A 25,647-nucleotide genomic window follows, 5' to 3' on the forward strand; every position below is an offset into this window, starting at 1 on the left:
ATCAAATGTTTCCAAAAGTTTCAATCATAATTCCCACCTATAACAGGGCGCACCTCATTGGTGAAACGCTCGATAGTATTTTGGCGCAAACCTATACCAATTGGGAGTGCATTATAGTTGATGATGGTAGTACTGACAACATGGATGCGGTGGTCGAAAGTTATTTAAGAAAAGATCAAAGATTTCAATACCACCATCGCCCAAAAAACCGAAAGAAAGGCGCAAATACTTGTAGGAATTATGGATTTGAATTGAGTAAGGGAGATTATATACAGTGGCTTGATAGTGATGACTTAATTTCACGAAATAAACTGGAAAAACAAATTTCTATTCTGAATTTGTGTTCGCCATTGGATATTGTTTTTGGCAAATGGAAACGCTTTAAGGAAGATATCGACAATGCGGTTGATATTAATAAAAAAACTTTTTACAAATCTTATGAGAGTGGATATGTATTCATGGAAGCTTTAGGTGAATACAAAACTTTTATGGCTTCCCATTCCTATCTTGTGTCCAGAGATATAATATCCAAAAGCGGTTTGTGGAATCCTTATTTATTGTCAAATCAAGATGGTGAATTTTTTAATAGAATTTTATTAAATTGTGGTAGAGTGATATTTTGTGAAAATGTTACATCATATTATCGAATGAATTGCAATATTTCGGTAAGTAGTTATTCTTCTATTGATAAAATTATTAGTGTAATAAATAGTTGGATCCTTATTGAAAATAGGATGATATTGCAATACGATTTGTCTAAATTTAAATATATAGAAAATGCCAAGAATAGGGTTTTTATAGATTTAAATAAGTCGGATTTTTCTTATCTAAAGTATAACTATCAAGATTTTTTTAATATTCAATTAGTTTCTGAAAAAGAATATTTTAGAAAAAAAAGATTATATAAAAGAGCATTGAGAAAATTGAATAAAAAACTAGAAAGATGGTTTCCGATGTTTGCGTAATTATTCCTGTATACAATAGGGAAAATTTCATACTCGAAACCTTAAAAAGTGTTTCTGATCAAACTTATAAAAATTGGTTTTGTATTGTAGTTGATGATGGTTCAACAGATAAAACTTCAACTGTGGTTGAACAGTTTATTTGTGATGATAAGAGATTTACTTTTATTAAGAGACCGAAAGACCGTAAAAAAGGGGCAAGTACTTGCCGGAATATAGGTCTTGAAAATACCTCCTCAAAATATGTTCAATTTTTGGATGCTGACGATGTCATTTCAAAAAACAAAATTGAAGAACAATTTAAGCTAATGGATAAAAATTCAAGATCAATTGCTACTTGCCTTTGGGGCAGATTTGAATCTGAAAAATTTGATTTGTACGAAAATTTAGATTCTTACCAAAGTTTTGAAAATCCGATTGATTTCTTGAATAGTCTCATAACTTCTAAAGGGTATTTTCCGCCGCATTCGTATTTAATTCCAAGAAAAATTATTCAATCTGCTGGATATTGGAATGAAAGCATTTCTTTAAACGATGATGGCGAATTTATGATGCGTATTTTGGCCAATACTGAGAAAATCGTTTTTGCTAAGGACGCTATTGCTTGGTATAGAAAACCAACTGAGAATAATCTAAGCAATTTTAACGATATTATTAAAGTTGAAAAGGCAATTTATAGCTGGAAATTGATAGAAAATAACTTAAAAATTCGATTTGGTGATAAGGCAAACAGATTTGTTGAATGGAGCAAGGGTAGGTTTTTTATAAATTTAAAGAATTCATTCCCAGATCTGATAAATGATCACACCAATTTTTTTGAAATACAAATTAGGGAAGATAGAAGAAGCAAACAATTATCTTTCCGTTTATGGATTAAGATAAAAAATTTGACAAATTAAATGGATGATTTTATTTCCATAATACTTCCGGTGTACAACGGCGAAAAATATCTGGAAGAAGCTATTGAAAGTTGTTTAAGCCAAACACATAAAAATCTTGAGTTGATAATAGTTAATGATTGCTCGACAGATGCATCAGGTCAAATTGCTGAATTTTATAAAGACAAAGATGCAAGAATAACCGTAATTCATAATAAAATCAATCAAAATCTCCCGGCAAGTTTGAATATAGGACATAGTGCTGCAATTGGTAAATATATTACTTGGACATCTGATGATAATATTCTTAAATCCAATTTTTTAGAAGAAATGAAAAAACCCTTTTCTGATGAAAGAGTTGATATCGTTTTTAGTGATTATGATGTTCTATATGAGAATGGTAGTAAAAAAAGGGAACATTTAGCAGGACCTGTCTCCGGTTTGATTTTTGGAAATAGTATTGGAGCCTCATTTCTCTATAAAAAAAAAGTTTTTAAAAAAATAGGCGGATATGATGAACAATTACATACCGTCGAGGATTACGATTTCTGGTTGAGAGCTTCTTTAATTTCCAATTTTTATCATCTTAATGAAAATCTCTACAAATATAGACTGCACATTAGCAGCCTGACAAATACTGTAGATGTGGATAAGATAGAAAAAAGGATGTTTGATGAAAAAACAATCTACGCTTTAAAAAAAATTGGTGATAGTTTAAATTGGAACCCGATTACGTTTTTTTATTTTACAAAAGCACATAATTTAGATAAATTCAATTATTTTAAGAAATATAATACTATAATTATAAATGATTTAAAGGTCTATCAATGTAAAATTAATGTTAATGAAAAAACATCTGTAGAGAATATGCTGAATAAACAACTTCGAATTTTATTGAAAAATTCGGACGTCAAGATTACGATAGCAGATTTATTTTGGATATTAAGAAATCAGCCAGGAATTTTATTATCAACAGAATATAGCAAAATTGAGAGCTTGAAATTACTTAAAAGATTTTTTAAGAACTAATTGTGTCAAATACTTTAATAACCATCCTCCTCGCCACCTATAACCGCGCCCATTTAATCGAGGAGACCTTACGTTCTATTCAAAACCAAACCCACGTAAATTTTGAGTGTTTCATTACCGATGATAATTCCTCTGATGATACAGCAGTTACCGTAAAGAGATTTTGCCAGGGCGATCCGCGTTTCCATTATTTTTTAAAACCTGAAAAATACCCGAAAGGACTTTCTGCCAATAGAAACTTTGGTCTTGACTTAGCTGAGAAACATGGCGCTCAATACATTCAATTTTTTGATGATGATGATATTATGCATCCACGGAAATTGGAATTACAGCTTAAGCCATTTTTGGTAGATAAGAAATTGGATTTGACAATTTGTTGCTATCGAAAATTTGATAAAACTGCAATGATAGAATTTGATTTGGATTTAGCGGATGATAAAAGCTGCCATATCAAAACTGGCAATTTGCTAAAGTCATTTTATTTAAACAAAATAAATCTTAATTCTTTAGGTCCGTTATGGAAAGCTGAAGTGCTCAAAAGATATCGTTTTGATGAGCGTTTGCGCTACACGGAAGAGCGAGACTTTTATCTAAGAATATTTTTGTTGCAAAAGATTCGATATGTTCCTGTTCCCTATATTCTGTTTTGGTACAGAAAGCACGAGAAGGCTATCACATCCAACTTATATGAAGATAATGGCGTATATAAAAAGGAAGCAAAGCGAATCTCCGAAACAAATTTTCTAAATCTAGTTCTCAAACAAGAAAAAGCTCCGTATTTTTTGCTGAAATCATTTTTAAAAAAAGCAATTATTACAAACAATTCCAAGAATTTGAAGGGTGTAAATAATTACGTGTTGCAAAAAATTTTTGATTGGAAATTGCGATACTTCACAATTTTAGTATTAAATCCATATTTTCGAATTATAAGAGTCTTTCATAATTTCAATTTCTATGTATAAAATTCTTCATTTCTCTTCCGTGAGAAAACCTCCTGGGATTTTGCAATTACATTTACAAAGTCTGAATGATTTAAATACTTCTGGTTACGAAGTTATATATTCATTTATAGATGATAATGATGATCAACTAAGTAGTGATTTGTTGAAAAAATTTTGTAATGAAAAAAATGGAAGAGTATTACTTGATTTTGACATATCCACGCTTCCAAATTATTCGGGAGATGAGAGGTGGCAGGAGGATTTATACAAGAGAATTACATTAATAAAAAATAAAGCAATTAATTATTTTCTAGAGAATAACTATGATTACTTATTTTTGACTGATTCAGACCTGATAATACATCCACAAACCCTAAATAACCTAGTTAATGCAGGAAAAGATTTCTGCGCATCAATCTTCTGGACACATTTCGATAAGTCTCCTACTTATACTCCGAATTGTTGGAATTCGGTACCTAAAGGATTTACATTAAATAATTTATTGACTTGGATAAATCCCGGAACTTTTGAAGTTGATTTTACTGGTGCCTGTACATTGCTTAGTAGAAAAATTCTTTCTAAAGACGTTTCTTTCGAAAAGATTAAAAATGTTTCATATCTGGGTGAGGATAAACATTTTTGTATTAGAGCCTCAGTATTGGGTTTTCAACCATACATAAACACTCAAAACCCTTCATTCCATCTATACAATAAGGATTACATAAAAGAGGGGTTAGAATATATTGAAAGCGGTTATAAATCATATACAGATGAGTGGTTGAATGAAAAGTGGAAAAAATCTTTAATTAATTGGTTAGAGGGAAATAGAAAAAAAAGTTTAATAAAAAAAATCATTTGTTGGTTAAAAAAATAGCAAATTGCGAACAGGCGTAAATCCAGAAAAATTTAAGAATGAAAAGAACACACAGTATTATCACCGTGTGATTATACCTGTTTATATACCAAACACGATTGATTCTTATTATAAAAAAATGCCCGCAGTTTTTGAGACAATGCTTACACAGTTAATCGACACTATAGATTTAACCAAAACTGCTATTACCGTCATTGATAATAATTCCTGTGGTGAAGTAAAAAAAATCATTGAAGACAAATCCCCTCATATCGATAAACTTATTCAATATTCAGAAAATAAAGGGAAGGTCTATGCTGTATTGACAGAAGCGCGTGGTTGTTATGAGCCGTTCATAACTATTGCAGACGCTGATGTTCTTTTTGTAAAAGGTTGGGAAAAAGAGATTTTTACTATTTTCAGAAATTTTAAAAAGGCTGGCATTGTAGCGCCTTTACCATCGCAAGGTTTAGCTCTAAATAACAATAAAAGTCTATTTTTTGACACGTTTTTCAATAGACAATTGAAGTACGGAAAAGTAGTGAGCGATAATGATTGTGACATCTATTTACACGGAATGGGAAATAAAGCTTTGCTGGATAGGCATAATAGGCTATATAATTGGCGGGAAATACAATATTATCTTCATCAAAAAGGGACGTTTGCCATTGTGGGAGCTGGACATTTTGTTGCTACATACCGAACTGAGCTATTCAAGGGAGAAATAAGTTTTCCAGAAATAAAGTTCAAAAATGGTTATGAGGATAAATTCATAGACTCATTAGCCGATAAAAGAGGGTATTACAGATTATCCACTGTGGACCTAAAAGCATATCATATAGGAACACAATTGGATACTAACGTAATTGAATTATTGGAGATTGACGGACCAAAAGCGCAAAGTGAGGATTTCGCTGCGGTAGATTGGAAGATTAATAAAAACCTTGTCCCTTACAATTTAAAAAGTTTTTGCTTTAAAATCTTAAAACGAATAAAAAAATTCTAGTGTGCTAAAAATTCTCATCCTCGCCGAAACTATAGACCCAGCTAATAGCAGCGCAGGCAAGGCCAATCATTCATTTATTGTTTTCCTTTCCAAAAATTTCGATGTAAAAGCATACCACTTTTCCCAAAAGGAAATTTCAATTCCTAATGTTGAGACTATTCTAATTAAAGAAAAGAAAACAGATATTTATTATTTTTTCAGTAGGGCGCAGCGCGTGTTCCAAAGGATTTCCGGAATAAACATTTCAAAATCTTTAGAAAATCGCTTTGGGTTTTCGTTCACCTTTAAAAATGACGCCAACAGTATGGCAGATGCATTAAAAAATGAAAACCCAGCAGCGTATAATCTTATAATAACCTTGAGCAAAGGGGCCAGTTACCGTACCCACGCAACCCTTCTAAAGTTACCACAATGGCATCATAAGTGGCTTGCATACATCCACGATCCCTATCCTTTCCATTGGTACCCGCCACCTTATGAATGGACTGAGGCAGGCCACAAACAGAAAGAAAAGTTCTTTCTAATGGTCGCCCAAAAGGCCAAATGGTTGGGTTATCCCTCCCAATTATTGGCGGAGTGGATGGCGCAATTCAACCCTCTTTTTCTCGATAAAGCAGTAATATTGCCACACCAAATGCCAACCCATGAGCAGATTGAAAATCAAACTTTGCCTGATTTCTTTGAGAGAAAAAAGTTTACGGTACTTCACGCTGGCAATTTACTGAAGCAACGCAATCCATTTCCTTTGATTAAGGCGTGGAAAATGTTTAGAGAGGAAATACCGGAGGCAAGGGATAATAGTCAACTACTGTTGATTGGCCCATCTACCTATCACCAGCCTAAACTTTCAAAGGTTTGTGGAGCTGACCCATCAATATACCTGAGTGATGGCAATATGCCGCACCATGTGGTTTTGGCGATGGAGCAAGCGGCATCTGCAAATATTATTTTGGAAGCAGCATCTGAAACCAGTCCATTTTTACCAGCCAAGTTCCCTAGTTTGGTTAAAGCCAATAGGCCCATAATCCATTTAGGTCCTAAAAATAGTGAATCGAGAAGGCTTCTAGGACAAGCGTATGAGATGGCCGCAACGGCCGACGATGTGGACGCAATAAAGAAAATGCTGTCAAAATGTTATCTCAATTGGAAATTGGAAATAACCCAACTAGACAGAAAGGATCTCGAAAATTACTTTTCAAGCCACTTCTTAAAAAAACAGATGGATTATATTTGTGAAAAGACTGAATAGTGGATACATCCATTTGTATAGTTTCAAAAAACAGAAAGGACGATTTAGATAAAACTTTATCTATTTTAAAAGATATAACAGATATTTCAGAAATACTTGTGTTTTTGGATGGTTGTACGGATAATTCATCATCCTTAAAAATAAAATATCCTCAGGTCAAATGGTATGGTTCTGAAAAAAGTATTGGTGCATCCCCGGCAAGAAAACATATTTATGCGGAAGCCACAGGTGAATTACTTTTCGGGTTTGATGATGATGCACATCCTCTCAATAATAATTTTGTAGAACTGGCCAAAAGAATATTTTCGGAACGATCTTCTGTTGCAGTACTAGCTTTTGAGGAGATAAAAGGAATTTTTGAAAATGACGCGCTTGCACTGGAAAAACATAGTGCCAATGAGGAATTTTTGTGCAATTCATTTGTGGGCTGTGGGTTTGTCATAAGAAAAGATGCGTACCACAAAACCGGGGGATTTCCCGACTGGATGGATATCTACGGCGAGGAAGGTGCTGTCTCTATAGAATTATTGGATTCTGGTTACGATATTTTATATACTTCCCAAATTAGTGTAAATCATAGAGTGGATAGAAGTATAAGAAAATCCAATAGAATGAATGTATTTCGTTTTGAAAGACAATTATGTAATATGGGGATGTATTTTATTATATATTATCCCATCACACTCCTTCCTAAAAAATTACTTAAGTTATTCTTCCACAATTTTTTCAAATATGGTATCATTGATAGTTACTTTTTTTGGGCTTATCTAAAAGGGACATTTACGTTGTTGTCAAAATTGCCCTTGGCAATAAAGCATAGGAAAAAAGTTTCTAGCAAAACGATAGCGAAAATCAATAAATTGCCACACCCCAAATATGGTTAACAAGAATAAGAAATCCATCGCCATAATCCCTGCCCGTGGAGGCTCCAAACGCTTACCGAAAAAAAATATTCGCGAGCTGGGCGGTAAGCCATTGATTGCTTACAGTATTGAATATGCTTTGGAAAACCAAGACATCATAGATCAAGTATATGTATCAACGGATGATCCCGACATAAAAAATATAGCGCTTCAATATGGGGCAACGGTTGTGGATCGTCCCCAGGCATTGAGCGGTGATCTTGAACCCACAGTTACCGCGCTGAAGCACGTATTGCAATCCATCGATGGGAAAGTGGAAAATGTAATTCTTCTGCAACCTACAAACCCACTTCGCCCACAAAATTTACTGAAGGATTGTTTTTCAGATTTTGAAAATGGAAACTATGAAAGCGCAATGGCCGTAAGCAGAAACCATCAAAAATTTGGTAAGATTGTCAATGGAAATTTTGAACCGTTCAATTACAGTTTTGGGCAGCGAAGCCAGGATCTGGAGCCGCTTTATTTCGAAAACGGACTTTTATATATTGCTAAAGCTGAATTGATATTAAATGAAAAATTAGTGGGGGATAAAAATTTACCCTTTATAATAAATCATCCGTTTGCGCACATAGATATTGATACGGAAGAAGATTTAATGCAAGCGGAGTTTTTTCATTCCAGATATTTTAAAAAATATTAGGCCGCGTGGTTTTTTAAAGAAAGCTCAATGTCAGGCCGCGTATTTTTAAAAAAGCGAAGCGGTTTTTTAAAAATTGTATCGAGACCCTTAGTTGGTAGCTACGCTGATCAAAAGCCAAACTCCCGATCCGTTCTCGATACTTTTTTTTTCGCATTCGCTTAAAAAAATCACTCGAACTGACAGTGGTTGTTTTAACAAAAATGTCTGATTTTGTGATTTTTAACAAGAAAACGCAATGGCTGATCGACTGTCCCGAACTTGTTACGGGATGTATCGAGACCGGGTTCTTGGTTTTTATCTTGATACCGTTGGGGCAGGCTTCTCGATATGCCCCCGAACCGCTATCTCCATTTCGGTGGCTACTCGAACTGACAGTTTTTTAAATCGCAATGTCAGGTCGAGTAATTTTTAAAAAAGAAGTTTAATGTCAGGTCGAGTGATTTTTAAAAAAGCGAAGCGGCTTTTTAAAAATTGTATCGAGACCCTTAGTTGGTAGCTACGCTGATCAAAAGACAAACTCCCGATCCGTTCTCGATACTATTTTTTTTTCGCATTCGCTTAAAAAATCACTCGAATTGACAGTTGTTGTTTGAAACGTAACGTCAGTTCGAGCCCCTTATTATTTAAATTTTTTCTTAGCCAGATTGGGCAACTTTTCAAACTCCCCGTTTATCAATGCTTTCTTTTTCGCCTGTGACCATTTTTTAATTTGTTTTTCAGTAGTAATCGCAATGCTTACTTCAGAAAATGTGCAGTAATACGCAAGCTCCACCGGCAACCTTGTGGAGGTGTAACTGTTTAGATATTTTTTATGCTGATGGTCCTCCAACCGCTGGGTTAAATTTGAGGTAACGCCGATGTAATAGGTTTTATCTGAACATAATAGTATGTAAACGTAATAGGTTTTCATAGCAGAAAATTATTAAAAAGAATTTAGATTTTGAAAGTAAATTGTTACTTATAATCTTTTGGAATCGCAATGTCAGGTCGAGTGATTTTTAAAAAAGCGGAGCGGCTTTTTAAAAATTGTATCGAGACCATTGGTTAGTAGCTACTCCGATAACAAAACCTAACTCCCGATCCGTTCTCGATACTATTTTTTTTCGCATTCGCTCAAAAAATCACTCGAACTGACAGTTTTTTAAATCGCAATGTCAGGTCGAGTGATTTTTAAAAATGCGAAGCGGCTTTTTAAAATTGTATCGAGACCATTAGTTGGTAGCTACGCTGATCAAAAGACAAACTCCCGATCCGTTCTCAATACTATTTTTTTCGCATTCGCTTAAAAAATCACTCGAACTGACAGTTTTTTAAATCGCAATGTCAGGTCGAGTGATTTTTAAAAAAGCGGAGCGATTTTTTAAAAATTGTATCGAGACCATTGGTTAGTAGCTACTCCGATAACAAAACCTAACTCCCGATCCGTTCTCGATACTATTTTTTTTCGCATTCGCTTAAAAAAATCACTCGAACTGACAGTGGTTGTTTTAATAAAAATGTCTGATTTTGTGGTTTTTAAAAAGAAAACGCGATGGCAGGTCGACTGTCCCGAACTTGTTTCGGGATGTATCGAGACCGGGTTTTTAGTTCTTATTTTGATACCGTTGGGGCAGGCTTCTCGATATGCCCCCAAACCACTATCTCCATTTCGGTGGCTACTCGAAGTGACAGTTTTTTAAATCGCAATGTCAGGTCGAGTAATTTTTAAAAAAGCGGAGCGGTTTTTTAAAAATTGTATCGAGACCCTTAGTTGGTAGCTACGCTGATCACAAGCCAAACTCCCGATCCGTTCTCGATACTATTTTTTTTTCGCATTCGCTTAAAAAAATCACTCGAACTGACAGTTTTTTAAATCGCAATGTCAGGTCGAGTGATTTTTAAAAAAGCGAAGCGGTTTTTTAAAAATTGTATCGAGACCCTTAGTTGGTAGCTACGCTGATCAAAAGACAAACTCCCGATCCGTTCTCGATACTATTTTTTTTTCGCATTCGCTTAAAAAATCACTCGAATTGACAGTGGTTGTTTTAACAAAAATGTCTGGTATTGTGGTTTTTTAACAAGAAAACGCAATGGCTGATCGACTGTCCCGAACTTGTTTCGGTATGTATCGAGATCGGGTTTTTAGTTCTTATCTTGCTACCGTTGGGACAGGCTTCTCGATATGCCCCCAAACCGCTATCTCCATTTCGGTGGCTACTCGAACTGACAGTTATTTAAATCGCAATGTCAGGTCGAGTGATTTTTAAAAAAGCGAAGCGGTTTTTTAAAATTTGTATCGAGACCATTGGTTAGTAGCTACTCCGATAACAAAACCTAACTCCCGATCCGTTCTCGATACTATTTTTTTCGCATTCGCTTAAAAAATCACTCGAACTGACAGTGGTTGTTTTAATAAAAATTTCTGGTATTGTGGTTTTTTAAATGAAAACGCAATGGCTGATCGACTGTCCCGAACTTGTTTCGGGATGTATCGAGACCGGGTTCTTGGTTTTTATCTTGATACCGTTGGGGCAGGCTTCTCGATATGCCCCCGAACTGCTATCTTCATTTCGGTTACTACTTGAAGTGACAGCATTGTATTTCCCATTGTTAGATGCTTACTCAAATACTGAACAATTGGTGTAAGTGTATCGACACCTTTTAAACTTGCCAAACATCAAATTATTAAATAACTTGGCTTTCAAAATAAAAAATCAATTTGGCAGCAGAATTTAGTATAGCCCATAGGAAAATAGGACCAGAGCATCCGCCTTTGGTAATTGCCGAAATCGGCATTAACCACGAGGGCTCCCTTGCCGTGGCAAAACAAATGGTCGATGCTGCGAAAAGGGCTGGGGTGGAGCTTATTAAACATCAAACCCACATAGTGGAAGATGAAATGAGCCAAGAAGCCAAAAAGGTAATTCCCGGCAACGCAAAAGAATCCATTTACGAAATTATGAAACGTTGCGCCCTTTCCGAAGAGGACGAATGGGCGCTAAAAAAATATGTGGAAGATGCGGGAATGATTTTTATTAGCACCCCATTTTCAAGAGCTGCCGCCAATAGATTGGAAATGTTTGATGTTCCCGCATACAAGATTGGAAGCGGGGAATGCAATAATTATCCACTTTTGGAACACATTGCCTCGTTTGGAAAACCCATCATTATGAGTACGGGGATGAATTCAATTGAAAGCATTTCAAAAGCGGTTGGGATTTTTGATAAAAAAAATGTTCCCCTTGCCTTATTGCACACCACCAACCTGTATCCCACACCAATCCATTTGGTACGATATGGCGCGATGATGGAAATGCACCAATCCTTTCCTAAACTTGTATTTGGATTGAGCGACCACACCCTCAACAATAACGCTTGCTTGGGAGCCGTAGCTTTGGGTGCTTCTATTCTGGAACGTCATTTTACCGACCATAAGCACCGCACCGGGCCGGATATTGTTTGCAGTATGGATGAAAAGGAATGTGAACAATTAATTGTAGGTTCCAAAGAGATTTGGCAAATGCGCGGTGGTACTAAAAAAGCAGCTTCCGAAGAAAAAGTAACCATCGATTTTGCCTTTGCAACAGTATGCACCATTGCACCCATTAAAAAAGGGGAAGTTTTTACGAAAGAAAATATCTGGGTGAAACGCCCCGGAACAGGAGAAATATTAGCAGAGGATTTTAATTCGATATTGGGTGAAAAGGCTTCAGAAGATATAGCTATAGATGTACAATTGCGAAAAAGTGATGTTGATAATAGACAATAGACAATAGACTATAGACTATAGACTATAGACATGAGACTATAGACATGAGACAATAGACATAAGACATAAGACGAAAGACATAAGACTAAAGCCAAAAGCCAACAGCCAACAGCCAACAACTAACAACCAATAATGAAAAAAATAGTATTCCTTACCGGTACGCGAGCTGATTTTGGTAAAATTAAATCGCTCATACGTATCTTGGAATCCCACGCGCAGTTTGAGCCGTATGTTTTTGTAACCGGAATGCATCTTTTGGAGGAATATGGCTATACCGTAATTGAAGTGGAACGTTGTGGCTTCAAGAATATCCATACCTTCAAAAATCATACGGATGAATCCACCATGGAACTTACGCTCGCCAAAACGATTGAGGGTTTTTCCGATTTCGTAAAGAAAATTGAACCCGATTTAATTGTAGTCCACGGCGATAGAATAGAAACACTGGCGGGCGCGCTTGTCGGCTCACTGAATAATATTTTGGTCGCACATATTGAAGGCGGCGAAATTTCCGGCACTATAGACGAATTGATTAGGCACGCCACCAGCAAAATGAGTCACGTTCATTTTGTTGCAAATGATTTGGCGAAAAAAAGGCTCATACAAATGGGAGAGGTAAAGGATGCCATTTTCACAATCGGCTCTCCCGATATTGATTCTATGTTTTCTGAAAATCTTCCTACGCTGGAAACCGCAAAAAAATACTATGAAATTGAATTTCAGCAATACGCCATTGCTATTTTTCATCCCATAACCACAGAAATTTCCCAAATTGAAAAATACATCCAAGCCTTTACGCAAGCGCTTGTAGATAGTGATAAAAAGTATGTGGTGATCTATCCCAATAATGATCTGGGAAGTAAAATAATACTCAATAATTTTAAAACTTTAGCATCCAATACCCATTTCAGAATTATACCTTCCGTGCGCTTTGAGTATTTTTTGGTACTCTTGAAAAATGCTGAATTCATTATCGGAAATTCCAGCGCCGGAATTCGCGAGGCTCCCTATTATGGCGTACCAACTATAAATATTGGCACAAGGCAGGAAAATCGTGCCTTGCACAGCCAGATTATGAATGTGGGATATGCTTATGATGAAATTCTTGATGCAATAAATGTGGAGCACCAAAAATTTCCACCAGACATTGAAAGTTTTGGGATTGGAAATAGCGATAAACTTTTTTTACAAACGCTCTTGCGCAATGATTTTTGGGAAATCAACCATCAAAAGCAATTCGTGACACTATGAATTCAAAAAAACTCGCAATAGTAATAACGGATGGGGTGGGCTTTCGCAATTTTGTGTTGAGCGATTTTTTGGCGGAGGCAAAGAGTCATTTTAGTGAGGTGGTCATTCTTTCTTGCTTGCCGGCTTCGGTCTATAGCGGAATTACCAATTGCAGGATTATAGAACTTGAAGTTTTTGAGGAACGTTTTTTCACTTGGTTTTTCCGAAAGGCAAAGGAACTGGCGCACCTTCAAAATCATAAACAGGGCAATTTTGGTATTAGTGATAATTTAAATACCAATAAATCCAAACATAATACATCGCGGGGTTATGCCACACGCTTCCTGTTTGGGCTTACTTCTATTTTTCACAGCGAAAAATGGATTTCCCTATTTACAAAATTACAGCAGAGTACCTTCAAAAATAATCAGGTTACAAAGGGTTATATGGAAATTTTGGACCGCGAGTCACCGGACCAGCTTTTCTTTACGCATCAACGCCCGCCATACATCGCGCCGCTGGTCTATGCAGCCCAAACGCTAAAGATAAAAACGTCGACCTTCATTTTCAGTTGGGATAATCTGGCTTCAAAAGGGAGGATGGCGGCCGATTTTGATTCGTATCTGGTTTGGAGTGATTTGATGCAAAATGATCTGCTTCGGTTTTATAATAAGGTTGCGCCCGGAGCAGTTGAAGTGGTTGGCACACCACAATTTGAACCGTACGTATTGCCCAGATATGCCACTTCTCGGGAGCATTTTCAGCACCAATTCAATTTGAATCCTGAATTACCAACGGTTTGCTTCAGTTGTGGTGATATTTCAACCAGTAAAAATGACGAACTTTATATTGAAACCATTGCCGAAGCCCTGAAAAATAAAGAGATTCCAGAATTTAATTTTTTGGTTCGAACCTCTCCCGCGGAGGATTCCATTCGCTTTAAACAACTTTCAGAAAAATATTCCTCTATAATCTGGAATTCCCCAGATTGGCATTTAAGTAGGCTCGGCCATCAGGAAAACTGGTCCCAGCGCGTTCCTTCCGTAGATGATGTAAAGACGTTGCGCGCTATTTTGGAATATTCGGATATCAGTATCAATATGCTTTCTACGATGAGCCTGGACTTTATGGCGTTCGGTAAGCCTGTGATCAACCCTGTTTTCGGCACGGAGCGCAACGGACTTTATAACGACGGCCGATTTTTAAAATACGAACACATAGCGTATGTAGTTAAAAGCAAGGCGACCAAAATTGCGAGGAATAAAGAAGAATTGCTGCAAGCCATACAGGCATACCTTAAAAATCCCGAAGCGCAGTCCGAAGAAAGAAAGCAATTATTGGCACAACAAATCGGGAAGCCACTTGAGGGAACAAGCGAGCGGATTGCAAAAGCTTTAAGCAAATGGGCGTAAATCCTAATAGAATAGCGGTGCTTTGCGACTACCGATTGATGCGGGATCGGGTAGGGGGAATGGACTATTTTTATTGGATGTTCGATGCCCATTGCAAGGAAAGAAATATGGAGGTAGATTGGTTTTTTCCGAATACTGAAAATCACGGGGACTATGGAAAGTTGAATATAATTTCAGCCGAAGATGAATCCATCGAAAGTTTATTTCTGAAGTATTTACAAGAAAATGATGTTGCCTATTCCCACATAATTACGCATTTTCTGGAAATCTGCACCCCGTTTTATAAAGAGGCCAAACAAAATACGGGAGCAAAAATAATAGCGGTAGACCATAACCCAAGACCGTTGAACGGTTATCCCATCAAAAAAAAGATTTTAAAACGAATCAAGGGACTTCTGTATTCAAAATATATGGATGTTTTTGTGGGAGTTTCGCGCTATACCATCAACGAATTGAAACGGGATTTTGGAAAGCAGATAAGCCCAAAGTGCCAGGTTATTTACAATGGAATTCCGTTAGAAACTATAAAAGTTAGGGAAAAAAGAAATATGGAGAGTCCCAAATTTCTTGTTGCCTCGCATTTACGCGAATCCAAAGGAATACAGGATTTGATTGCTTCGGTGGCAAAGCTTTCGGAAAAGGTAAAAGAAAATCTAATAATTGATGTGTACGGCGAAGGCCCTTTTGAAAGTAGACTTTTACAGCAAGTGAAGGAATTGAATGTTTTGGAAAACTTCAATTTCAAGGGAAGCTCTTCCCAGCTCCACGAGCTGTTTCACAACTATGATTATTTATTGCATCCCACATATATGGAGTGTTTCAGTTTAACGCTTTTGGAAAGCTTGGCTGCAAACGTTCCTGTGGTCACCACTGCGGTGGGAGGCAATACAGAAGTAATTTCCAATGAAAAAAATGGCTATATTTTCCCTGCAAAAAATGTGGAAGCCTTAAAATACGTGCTAACGGATTTGCTTACTGGAAAAAAATCCATCCAAACAAACACACGCCATTTGGTTGAAAATAACTTTACGCTGGATTTGATGGTGGGGGAGTATTTGAAATTGGTATTATGAAAATCGCCTTCCTAACCCCAGAATACCCTCACCCAAATACCGGAAAGTCCGGTGGCTTGGGCACAAGTATCTTTAACCTGGCAAAAGGATTGGTAAAAATTGGCCACCAAGTTTCCATTTTGGTATATCAACAGCATACGGATACCGTTTTTACGGAAGACGGCATCACGGTGTATCAAATTAAAAATGTGAAAGTCAAAGGATTCTCTCTCTTTCTCACCCAACGTAAAGTACAGCGGCTCATTAATACATTGTATGCTGAAAATAAAATTGAAATCGTTGAAGCGCCCGATTGGACGGGATTTACGGCATTTGTTAAACCAAAGTGCCCACTCGTAATACGGCTGAATGGCAGTGATACCTATTTTTGCCATTTGGATCAAAGGCCTGTAAAACCAAAGAATAAATTTCTTGAAAAACGTGCGCTTCAACAAGCCAATGGTATAATTTCGGTCAGCCAGTTTACTGCTGAGGTTACCAAGCAGTTATTTAATTTAAAAAACAAAATAACCATCATTCCAAATTCCATAGATATTTCAAAATTCCACAACAACACTATGGAAATTGAAAATAATTCCATCCTTTATTTCGGGACGTTGATACGAAAAAAAGGAGCTTTGGAACTCCCATTAATTTTCAATGAAGTAATTAAAATAAATCCCGAGGCTAAGCTGATTCTGATAGGAAAGGACAGTGGCGACAAGCAATCGGGCAGTGCCTCCACCTGGAAATTGATGCAACCACTATTTTCTGAAGCCGCCTTGCACAATGTTGATTATAAAGGTTTGGTGCCTTATTCTGAAATTGGCCACTATATCACAAAAGCCACCGTTTGCGTTTTCCCTACCTTTGCCGAGGCGCTTCCGGTTTCGTGGATTGAGGCCATGGCACTTAAAAAACCCATAGTTGCATCAAATATTGGTTGGGCAAATGAGGTGATTGATGACGGAACAAATGGTTTTCTGGTTCATCCCAAAGAACATACATCCTTTGCCGAAAAGATAAATGAACTTTTGAAAAATCAACAGTTGCAAAAATCCTTTGGCGAAGCTGCCCGAAAAACGGCGGAACAGAAATTTGCAATGGAAGTGGTGGCAAAGCAAAGCGAGGTTTTTTACCGTAAATTTTTATAATGGAATCTACCCCAAACTTTCAAGAATATAAAAATTCCCAAGGCGAAATAATTCTCTATTGCGGAAAGCCGAATTTGAATATGCTGGAACGGCTCTCTTTGGAAGAGGGTGATATTTGGCACAGTTCGTTTGAGGAGGGATATAAAAATGCCTTCCCTGAAATTGTGTACCAAACGGCCGTGTTTTTTTGGTATGGTTTTGATTTTGACAATCTCGAAAAATGCGTAAGTTGGCGCATGTCCCCCAATAATTTTGCAATTCGGAAGCGGGTTTGGGAACAACTTTTCGGTTTTGACAAAGATTACAATTCACCTACCATGCAAGCGCTCGATTTTGCCTACAACGCACTGCGGAATGGTGGCGTGGTGCCACTTTATGTAAAAACTCTTTTTAGGAGTTCAAAGGTTTCAGAAGTAAAAATATCGGCTTTGGATCGCTATATTTTCTATAGAAAAAACTTCAAAAGCGCGCATTCCTACTATATGCTTTTCAGAAAAGGGATTTGGAATTTTTCAGAATGGAATGCTTTTCTGACTGCCCAAAAAAAGTATAAGAAGAGAAAACCTTTTCCAAAAATTCAACCTAGAAAATTGGAAGCGCTCTCCGGAAATCCCACGGTAAGTTATATAATCCCAACTATGTTTCGGCAGGATTATACGCTCCAGCTTTTGGAAGATTTAAAAGCCCAAACATATTTGCCTTCGCAAGTTATTGTAGTGGATGCCACGCCCGAGGATAGCAGGAATGAAAATTTGTATACTTCAGAAAAATATCCTTTTGAAGTTCAATTTCATTGGCAAACTACCAAAGGGAGCTGCCGTGCGCGCAATGAGGCTATTGCGAAATGCAAAGGCGATTACATTATTTTTGGGGATGATGATATTCGCATATCCCCCAATTTTATTGAAAACCATCTCCGCTTGTTACAAACGTACCGTGCGGTAGCGTGCAATGGGCTTGATATTCGTGCCGATAACGAAAACCAAAACCTCGAAGATTTAGCAGAAAAATTGGAAAAATTGGGAGCCGAACGTTGGTTTGTGGGGGCTTCCAATAGTTTTAGCAATGCCAATAGTTGTGTGAAAAGGGAACACGTGGATGCGCTCATAGGGAATGATATTAATTATGATGGGGGTTATGGCGAGGATAGTGATTTTGGTATTTCGCTCACCAAAATGGGAGTTACCGTGCTGCACAATCCGTTTTCGGCAAACCTTCACTTAAAACCTCCCGCAGGCGGCTATCGGTTTTGGGGAAGTCAGGCAAAAGTACTGGGCAAAAAACGCAAGAAACAGCCGTGGGAACTCGATAATCCCGTGGGTGCCATACGCCCCGTCCCCAGCCCAACTTTAATGTACCAATTCTACAAACAGTTCAATAAAACCCAACGCGCAGAATATAAACGGAAATATTTTCTGCGTTATTTGTCAAAAGGAAGCAAATGGGTATTGCCACTACGTATTTTAAAACTGCCTTATAAAATCCTTCAGTATAAAAAATCCACTTTTTATGCGAAACAATTAATGAAATTGGGAAAACGAACGGCTTGATATGAAATTCTCCCTCATCATCTGCACCTATATGCGTCCGCAACCGTTGTTGAATCTGCTTCGGTCCGTGGAGAAGCAAACGGTGTATCCAGATGAAGTATTGGTTGTTGATGGCTCCACAAATACTGACACCGAAGAAGTTATTCAGAAAAATTCCTTCAAAAATATAAGCTATTTTAAGGTTGGAGAAAGTCAACGCGGACTAACCAAACAGCGTAATTTTGGAATACAGCAAGTTGGCGCAGCTATTGAAATTGTGTGTTTTCTGGATGACGATATTGTTTTGACCGAAACCTATTTTGAGGAATTGCTGAAAACATACACTCTGTATCCGCAAGCGCTGGGCGTGGGCGGATATATTGTGAACGAAGTGTTGTGGGAGAAAACTGACGAAAAGCCCAAGCATAATGAATTTGCTTGTGATGGTTGGAAGCGCAAAGACGGCTCCCGCTTTGTGCTTCGGAAGAAACTGGGGCTGGATGCCGATAGGCCACCTGCGTATTTTCCGGATTTTGGCCATGGCAGGAGCGTAAGCTTTCTTCCGCCAAGCGGAAAAATATATGGGGTAGAACAATTTATGGGCGGCGTGGCCTCCTATAAAAAAGAAGTTTTTGAAACACAGAAATTTTCAGAATATTTTGAGGGATATGGCCTCTATGAGGATGCCGATTTCACGCTTCGGCTTTCCAAAAAAGGACAGCTGTACGTAAATACTGCGGCACAATTGTACCATTACCACGAAACATCGGGGCGTCCGGATCACTTCAAATATGGAAAAATGGTAGTGCGAAACGGCTGGTATGTATGGCGGGTAAAAAATCCAAAACCATCAATTAAAGCTCGTTTTAAATGGAATGCCACCGCATTTCTACTTACGGCCGTTCGGTTGAGCAATGCAATTACTTCTTCAGATAAAAAAACTGCTTTTAAGGAAGCGTTAGGCCGTGCCGTAGGTTGGTTTAGTCTGCTTTTCAACAAACCAAAAATCCGTTGAGACTTTTAATTGTTACACATACCGTACATATTTTATGCGAGGGAAAACTTTTCGCTTATGCCCCCTACGTGAGGGAAATGGATCTTTGGATGAAGCACGCGCAATCAGTTGAAATCGTAGCACCGATTTTCGATAAAAATCCTTCAGAAATAATGCAGGCCTATAAAAATCAGCAAATTGATTTTTCTGAAATAGCCGCCATCTCGCTCGTTTCCATTTCAGAAATTTTAAGGACTATTGTAAAACTTCCCGCTATTTTCATTTCAATAATTTCCGCTATGAAAAGGGCTGATCATATCCATTTGCGCTGCCCAGGGAATATTGGTTTAATCGGCTGCCTTGCACAACTTTTTTTTCCGAAGAAAACAAAAACCGCAAAATATGCCGGAAATTGGGATCCAAAGGCTAAACAACCCTTGAGCTATAGATTTCAGAAATGGATACTTTCCAATACGTTTTTAACTAAGAATATGCAGGTTTTGGTATACGGCAATTGGCCAAACCAATCCAAAAACGTCAAACCATTTTTTACGGCAACCTATCCTAAAAGCGATCCCGATAGCTATCGGGACGAAACTGAAACCAAAGCTGAAAGAAGGTTTAAAACTCCTTTTCAATTTATGTTTGTGGGAATGCTTTCGGCAGGAAAACAACCACTTTACGCGGTGAAATTGTTGGAAAATCTTCAGAAAAAAGGAATTGATTGCGAGTTGAAAATTTATGGGGAAGGGCCAGAAAGAGAAATTATTGAACACTATATTTTCGAAAATAATTTGGATAAAAGCATTCTACTGTTTGGAAATCAAAATTCCGAAACTATAAAACAGGCCTATCAACAAAGTGATTTTTTACTGTTGCCCTCAAAAAGTGAAGGTTGGCCCAAAGTGGTTGCCGAAGCTATGTATTGGGGCGTTGTACCAATTGCCACGGCCATTTCCTGTGTGCCGTGGATGCTGGATAATGGGGAGCGGGGAATTCTTTTGGAAGCTAATTTTGAAAACGATTTGGGTAATATAAAATCTGTATTAGAAAATAAAAACGAAATGGATCGTCTTTCAGCAAACGGAAAAAGTTGGTCCCGAAAATATACGCTGGAATATTTTGATGCGGAAATCCAAAAACTTTTGAAATGAAAATTCTCCAACTTATAGATTCCTTGGAAGGTGGCGGTGCGGAGCGTATGGCAGTGAACCTTGCCAATGCGCTGGCAAAGGCAGGACAGCACAGTTATTTATGTGCCACGCGAGGCGAAGGAATTCTAAAAAGTGGGATTAACACAGAGGTTGGTTACCTGTTTTTGAATAAAAAGAATGCCTTGGATTTTTATGCACTCTCCAGATTGCGGAAATTGGTAAAGCAGCACAAAATTGAAATAGTCCACGCCCACGGAACGTCTTTCTTTTTCGCTACCTTATTAAAAATATGTTATCCAAAAATTAGATTGGTTTGGCACGATCATAATGGCAATCGCGTTAATCAACAATTAAAAAACAATAAATCACTATTTGTTTGTTCCTATTTTTTCAATCAAATATTGGCAGTAAACCAAGAATTGGAAAACTGGTCAGCAAAACACTTATTTTGTAAAAGTGTAAAGTATGTTCCAAATTTCGTTTCAACGGAAATTTCAGATATTTCCATAAAGGAAAAGGTTATTCTTTGTTTGGCAAATCTCAGAAATCCCAAAAACCATCTTAATTTGCTGAAGGCATTTAAAATTGTAAATTCAGCTTATAAAGATTGGCAATTGCATTTGGTAGGAAGGGATTATAATGATTTATATTCCAGAGAGATAAAGGAATTTATTTCAGATAATAATTTAAATAAAACTGTTAAAATTTTTGGATCAAGCAATACGGTAAACAATCATTTAAAAATTGCTTCCATAGGTGTATTGGCCTCTGAAAGTGAAGGCTTGCCAATGTCCCTTCTTGAATACGGAATAGGGAAGTTAGCAGTTGTGGCCACAAATGTGGGGCAATGCGCAACGGTAATTCAGGAATACGGCAAAGTGGTTCCCAGCAACAACCCCGAGGCCTTGGCTTCGGCTTTGCTTGACTATATTGAAAATGAAAAACTTCGAAATAAACACGCAAGGCAATATCACGAACATATTTTGAAAATTTATTCTGAAAAAGCTATCGTTCCGAAGCTATTGGAAATCTATCAAAACCTATAAAAAGCTTGAACCCGAAAAAGGTAACATATCTCCAACTCATATTGCTGCACGCCGCAATGGGACTGCTTGTTTATCTGTTTCAAGGGATTTCCAAATATTTGCTTCTGCTTATTATCGGTTATTTTCTGTACAGAATTCTCAGCAATAATAATAGGAAAGATGAGGTTTTGCTGGCGGCGGGTTATATCACCGGATATGAGGTTTTCTCACGGATGACGGGTGGCACATTTTCCTATGAATTCGCAAAATATGCTGTCGTGGGATTTTTGGTGCTGGGAATGTTCTACCGCGGATTTACACGTTCTTCCTGGCCCTATTTGTTCTATCTCGTTTTCTTGATGCCGGGAATTTTCTTTTCCGCCGTCAATCTGGAATACGACACCAATGTGGGCAATGCGATTGGCTTCAACTTAAGCGGGCCCATTTGTTTGGGGATTTCAGCATTGTATTGTTACAATCGCAAAATGCCAGCAGCGAGATTGCAACAAATACTTTTGGCGGTACTGCTTCCGTTGATAACCACCACGGTATATTTATACTTCTACACGCCTAGCATCCGCGATACGCTGCAGGGAACGGCATCAAACTTTGAAGCCTCTGGAGGATACGGTCCCAATCAGGTTGCGACCGTACTGGGATTGGGAATGTTTATCTTATTCAGCAGGCTTTTGCTTATAAAAAACAGATTCATCAACTTAGTGGATTTGGTGCTTTTGGCATTTATTTCCTATCGCGGAATTGTAACTTTCTCGCGCGGCGGAATTTTAACGGCAATAGTTTGTGCCATCTTATTCTTGGGGATATATTACTTGAAAAGCGGCACAAAGGAAAGAAAAGTACTAGTGCCAAAAATGGGGTTGATTGCAGGATTTTCAGTGTTGATATGGCTCGTTACTTCCATTGCCACTATGGGATTGATCGACAAAAGATATTCAAACGAGGATGCCGCCGGAAATATAAAAGACGACATAAGTACGGGTAGGGTAGAGCTGATAGAAACTGAAATAAATGCATTTTACGATAACCCAATAACTGGTCTTGGAGTGGGAAAAATGAAGGAATACAGGGAAGAAACCACCGGCGAGGTTTCTGCCACGCACAATGAAATAAGCCGGATGCTTTCCGAGCACGGTCTTTTCGGGATTTTTTCATTGCTTATTTTATTTTTTGCGCCCTTGCTTTTGCGCCTTAAAAATAGAAGCAACCTTTATCTGTTTTCGTTTTTGGCGTTTTGGTTTTTGACCATAAATCACTCGTCCATGCGAATCGCAGCGCCAGCCTTTATCTATGGTCTTGGTCTAATTTCAATAGTAAATGCAAAAAGGAAGCATACTTTACATAGGAAATAAACATTCCAAAAAGGGCAATACGGTTACTTCCGTGGAAACTTTGGGCGCTTTCCTTGAAGCTGAAGGTTTTCAGGTTTTTTCGGCTTCTTCCTACAGAAATAAATTCTTGCGGCTATTCGATATGGTTTTGAAAACTATTACATTTAGAAATAAAGTAAACGTTGTCTTAATCGATACCTATAGCACGCAGAATTTCTATTACGCCGTAATTGTGGCATTTTTTTGCCGATTTTTCAAGTTGCCCTATATTCCCATTTTGCGCGGTGGAAATCTGCCCAACCGACTTAAAAATAATCCGCGTTTATGTGCGGGTCTTTTCGGAAAAGCGAACGTAAATGTGGTGCCGTCGCAATATTTAAAAGAAGCTTTTGAAGCCCAAGGGTATACCAATCTTGAATTTATTCCAAATACTATTGAATTAAAAAACTATCCCTTTAAATTTCGTGAAACATTGAAGTCAAGATTATTATGGGTACGCTCCTTTGCTGAAATTTACAATCCCATACTTGCGCTTCAAATTTTGGAAAAAATGAAACCTGAATTTCCAAATACCACGCTTTGTATGGTGGGGCCGGACAAAGATGGTTCGCTTGCGCGCTGTAAAAAATTGGCAGAGCAGTTAAATCTCTCTGTCGAATTTAAGGGGAAATTGGAAAAAAGCGAATGGATTGCCCTTTCTGAAAACTTCGACATTTTTATAAATACGACCAACTTCGACAATATGCCCGTAAGCGTAATGGAAGGAATGGCGCTGGGATTGCCTATAATTTCAACAAATGTGGGCGGGATGCCACATCTTATCAAGAATGGGGAAGAAGGGCTTTTGGTACTGCCGGATGATGCGGATTTATTTATTGCGGCGATAAAAGATTTGCTCAGCAATCCACTAAAAGCTGAAAATCTAGCACTTAAAGCCAGAGAAAAAGTAGAGGATTATGATTGGCAGCGTGTAAAAGGAAAGTGGGTGAGCCTTTTACAAAACGTTTAATTTCTCTATTTTTATAACCCCAAACCATAACTCCCCCAATGGCCGCGAAATCCAGTATCCATTTTGATATTTCTGAGCGCAAGGTACTTCTTCGAATTCTGGATATTGTCTGTGTTCTTGGTCTTTTATATTTGGTGGGGCAAGCGTTTAATTTTGATTACTTCAAAATAAATTCCGAGCACTGGATGTGGTCCATCGTGCTGGCTACCTATCTTACCGTCTTTGCCACCATATTTGAGCTTTATAATCTTCAAAAGGCAAGTAGGTTTGAATCTGTGGTTAAAAATGTGATTTTAACTTCTTCGCTTACTGTTTTAATATATTTGCTAACACCTTTTTACACGCCAACGCTTCCTACAAATAGGCTTCAGATAGTATATTTTTTCATCTCTATGAATGTGGCATTATTGGCTTGGCGCTATGCCTATATCACATTAATTTCCACACCACGTTTTTTCAAGAGGGTGTTGCTTGTGGCAGATTCGGCGGATATTGAAAGTATTATTGCGTCCCTTCAAAAATCGGATCCCAATTACCGCGTCGTAGGCTACTTCAACACCAATATTTCTGAAGAAATAACCATCAACAGCCTTGAAATAGATGCGTACAGCATAAAGGATATTGGGTTGATTACCGAAGAACTTTCCATTTCTGAAATTGTAGTGGGCACACCACTTTCCGAAGGAATGACAGTAGAACTGAACAATCAGCTAATTTATCTATTGGAAAAAGGAATTCCCATCCGGGAATATACACAGGTTTATGAAGAATTGACCTATAGGATACCTGTACAGCACGTGGAGAAGGATTTTTACAAATATTTCCCTTTTAGCCGAAGCAACCAAAATAAGCTTTATCTCTTCTTCAACAGAATTTTTGATGTGCTGATTTCCCTTTTTGGGCTTTCCATTGGAATCATTCTTTCGCCCCTTATTTTAATAGGAAATCTTTACGGCAACCGCGGCCCTATTTTTTATAGCCAAAAGCGTGTTGGCAAAAACGGACATATCTTTAATATTTACAAGCTTCGGAGTATGATAAGAAACGCAGAGGCAGACGGCGCCCGTTTCGCTGAAGTGCACGATGTCCGGGTGACCAAATTTGGAAAATTCTTGCGAAAATCCCGACTAGATGAAATACCCCAATTTGTAAATGTGATTAAAGGAGAGATGAGCCTGATAGGCCCACGGCCGGAACGTCCAATTTTTGTGGAGAGTCTTTCAAAAGAAATACCATTCTATGAGGTGCGCCATTTGGTAAAACCCGGTGTAACGGGCTGGGCTCAAGTGAATGCCAGGTACGGTTCGTCCCAAGAGGATTCATTGGAAAAACTGCAATATGACCTCTATTACATAAAACACCGAAGTTTATTTTTGGACATCACTATAATAATCAAAACGCTGAGTACAATTGTTTTTTACAGAGGGCAATAAAAATTTTAAAATACGGTTTAAAAAACGTATATTATCCTTATTATTAACACTCAATAAATTCGTACCCACAATATTTT

At 37.6% G+C, this 25,647-nt stretch carries 22 protein-coding genes; 21 read left to right on the plus strand and 1 reads right to left on the minus strand.

The annotated features are described in order from the left end of the window. Window positions 1-5 precede the first annotated feature (5 nt). From KIV10_RS09690 to KIV10_RS09730, 9 genes are read left to right on the plus strand one after another with little or no spacing between them, the layout of a single operon-like run. Window positions 6-965 (plus strand): glycosyltransferase family 2 protein, encoded by a 960-nt coding sequence (locus KIV10_RS09690; RefSeq protein ID WP_214113317.1) that lies wholly within the window; start codon window positions 6-8, stop codon window positions 963-965. Next, entirely contained in the window at window positions 944-1,861 is a 918-nt protein-coding gene (locus KIV10_RS09695) for a glycosyltransferase family 2 protein (protein ID WP_214113318.1), read from the plus strand. Before KIV10_RS09690 ends, KIV10_RS09695 begins: the two co-directional genes overlap by 22 nt. Next, on the plus strand, window positions 1,862-2,869 hold the full coding sequence (locus KIV10_RS09700; RefSeq protein WP_214113319.1) for a glycosyltransferase family 2 protein: 1,008 nt from the start codon (window positions 1,862-1,864) through the stop codon (window positions 2,867-2,869). Window positions 2,870-2,871: 2 nt separating this feature from the next. Next, a complete protein-coding gene (locus tag KIV10_RS09705; RefSeq protein ID WP_214113320.1) occupies window positions 2,872-3,831 on the plus strand; it encodes a glycosyltransferase family 2 protein in 960 nt (319 codons plus the stop codon). Further along, the gene (locus KIV10_RS09710; RefSeq protein ID WP_214113321.1) at window positions 3,824-4,684 is read left to right on the plus strand and encodes a glycosyltransferase family protein; all 861 of its coding nucleotides are present in this window, start codon (window positions 3,824-3,826) and stop codon (window positions 4,682-4,684) included. Before KIV10_RS09705 ends, KIV10_RS09710 begins: the two co-directional genes overlap by 8 nt. Before the next feature lie 4 nt (window positions 4,685-4,688). Next, complete coding sequence (locus tag KIV10_RS09715; protein ID WP_214113322.1) at window positions 4,689-5,669, plus strand: glycosyltransferase family A protein; 981 nt, start codon at window positions 4,689-4,691, stop codon at window positions 5,667-5,669. 1 nt (window position 5,670) lies between these two features. After that, window positions 5,671-6,918: a glycosyltransferase family protein gene (locus KIV10_RS09720; RefSeq protein WP_214113323.1), complete on the plus strand. Its 1,248-nt coding sequence runs from the start codon at window positions 5,671-5,673 to the stop codon at window positions 6,916-6,918. After that, on the plus strand, window positions 6,918-7,802 hold the full coding sequence (locus KIV10_RS09725) for a glycosyltransferase family 2 protein (RefSeq protein WP_214113324.1): 885 nt from the start codon (window positions 6,918-6,920) through the stop codon (window positions 7,800-7,802). Before KIV10_RS09720 ends, KIV10_RS09725 begins: the two co-directional genes overlap by 1 nt. Further along, a complete protein-coding gene (locus KIV10_RS09730) occupies window positions 7,795-8,481 on the plus strand; it encodes an acylneuraminate cytidylyltransferase family protein (protein ID WP_214113325.1) in 687 nt (228 codons plus the stop codon). The genes KIV10_RS09725 and KIV10_RS09730 overlap by 8 nt, the downstream gene beginning before the upstream one ends. 619 nt (window positions 8,482-9,100) lie before the next feature. On the opposite strand, the gene KIV10_RS09735 is transcribed toward KIV10_RS09730, so the two are convergent. After that, window positions 9,101-9,391, minus strand: coding sequence for a GIY-YIG nuclease family protein (locus KIV10_RS09735; protein WP_214113326.1), 291 nt, complete (start codon window positions 9,389-9,391; stop codon window positions 9,101-9,103). A gap of 1,788 nt (window positions 9,392-11,179) precedes the next feature. Here KIV10_RS09735 and KIV10_RS09740 point away from each other — a divergent pair. From KIV10_RS09740 to KIV10_RS09795, 12 genes are all read left to right on the plus strand, one after another. Beyond that, window positions 11,180-12,229, plus strand: coding sequence for an N-acetylneuraminate synthase family protein (locus KIV10_RS09740; protein WP_246516261.1), 1,050 nt, complete (start codon window positions 11,180-11,182; stop codon window positions 12,227-12,229). 132 nt (window positions 12,230-12,361) lie between these two features. Next, window positions 12,362-13,480, plus strand: coding sequence for a UDP-N-acetylglucosamine 2-epimerase (gene neuC, locus KIV10_RS09745; protein WP_214113327.1), 1,119 nt, complete (start codon window positions 12,362-12,364; stop codon window positions 13,478-13,480). Then, complete coding sequence (locus tag KIV10_RS09750) at window positions 13,477-14,871, plus strand: glycosyltransferase family protein (RefSeq protein WP_214113328.1); 1,395 nt, start codon at window positions 13,477-13,479, stop codon at window positions 14,869-14,871. The genes neuC and KIV10_RS09750 overlap by 4 nt, the downstream gene beginning before the upstream one ends. Beyond that, the gene (locus KIV10_RS09755; protein ID WP_246516262.1) at window positions 14,862-15,944 is read left to right on the plus strand and encodes a glycosyltransferase family 4 protein; all 1,083 of its coding nucleotides are present in this window, start codon (window positions 14,862-14,864) and stop codon (window positions 15,942-15,944) included. Before KIV10_RS09750 ends, KIV10_RS09755 begins: the two co-directional genes overlap by 10 nt. Beyond that, window positions 15,941-17,077 (plus strand): glycosyltransferase family 4 protein, encoded by a 1,137-nt coding sequence (locus KIV10_RS09760; protein ID WP_214113329.1) that lies wholly within the window; start codon window positions 15,941-15,943, stop codon window positions 17,075-17,077. Before KIV10_RS09755 ends, KIV10_RS09760 begins: the two co-directional genes overlap by 4 nt. Continuing rightward, window positions 17,077-18,627 carry a glycosyltransferase family 2 protein gene (locus tag KIV10_RS09765; protein WP_214113330.1) on the plus strand — a complete coding sequence of 517 codons (1,551 nt, stop codon included), beginning with the start codon at window positions 17,077-17,079 and terminating at the stop codon, window positions 18,625-18,627. Before KIV10_RS09760 ends, KIV10_RS09765 begins: the two co-directional genes overlap by 1 nt. 1 nt (window position 18,628) lies before the next feature. Continuing rightward, a complete protein-coding gene (locus tag KIV10_RS09770; RefSeq protein WP_214113331.1) occupies window positions 18,629-19,621 on the plus strand; it encodes a glycosyltransferase family 2 protein in 993 nt (330 codons plus the stop codon). Further along, on the plus strand, window positions 19,618-20,754 hold the full coding sequence (locus tag KIV10_RS09775) for a glycosyltransferase family 4 protein (RefSeq protein ID WP_214113332.1): 1,137 nt from the start codon (window positions 19,618-19,620) through the stop codon (window positions 20,752-20,754). Before KIV10_RS09770 ends, KIV10_RS09775 begins: the two co-directional genes overlap by 4 nt. Further along, entirely contained in the window at window positions 20,751-21,800 is a 1,050-nt protein-coding gene (locus tag KIV10_RS09780; protein WP_214113333.1) for a glycosyltransferase family 4 protein, read from the plus strand. Before KIV10_RS09775 ends, KIV10_RS09780 begins: the two co-directional genes overlap by 4 nt. 5 nt (window positions 21,801-21,805) lie before the next feature. After that, the gene (locus KIV10_RS09785) at window positions 21,806-23,149 is read left to right on the plus strand and encodes an O-antigen ligase family protein (protein ID WP_246516263.1); all 1,344 of its coding nucleotides are present in this window, start codon (window positions 21,806-21,808) and stop codon (window positions 23,147-23,149) included. Continuing rightward, a complete protein-coding gene (locus KIV10_RS09790) occupies window positions 23,115-24,137 on the plus strand; it encodes a glycosyltransferase family 4 protein (protein WP_214113334.1) in 1,023 nt (340 codons plus the stop codon). The genes KIV10_RS09785 and KIV10_RS09790 overlap by 35 nt, the downstream gene beginning before the upstream one ends. 38 nt (window positions 24,138-24,175) lie before the next feature. Further along, window positions 24,176-25,570, plus strand: coding sequence for a sugar transferase (locus KIV10_RS09795; RefSeq protein WP_214113335.1), 1,395 nt, complete (start codon window positions 24,176-24,178; stop codon window positions 25,568-25,570). Window positions 25,571-25,647 lie beyond the last annotated feature (77 nt).

Origin of the sequence: Aequorivita echinoideorum (assembly GCF_018476645.1) — a bacterium.
Taxonomy (GTDB): domain Bacteria; phylum Bacteroidota; class Bacteroidia; order Flavobacteriales; family Flavobacteriaceae; genus Aequorivita; species Aequorivita echinoideorum.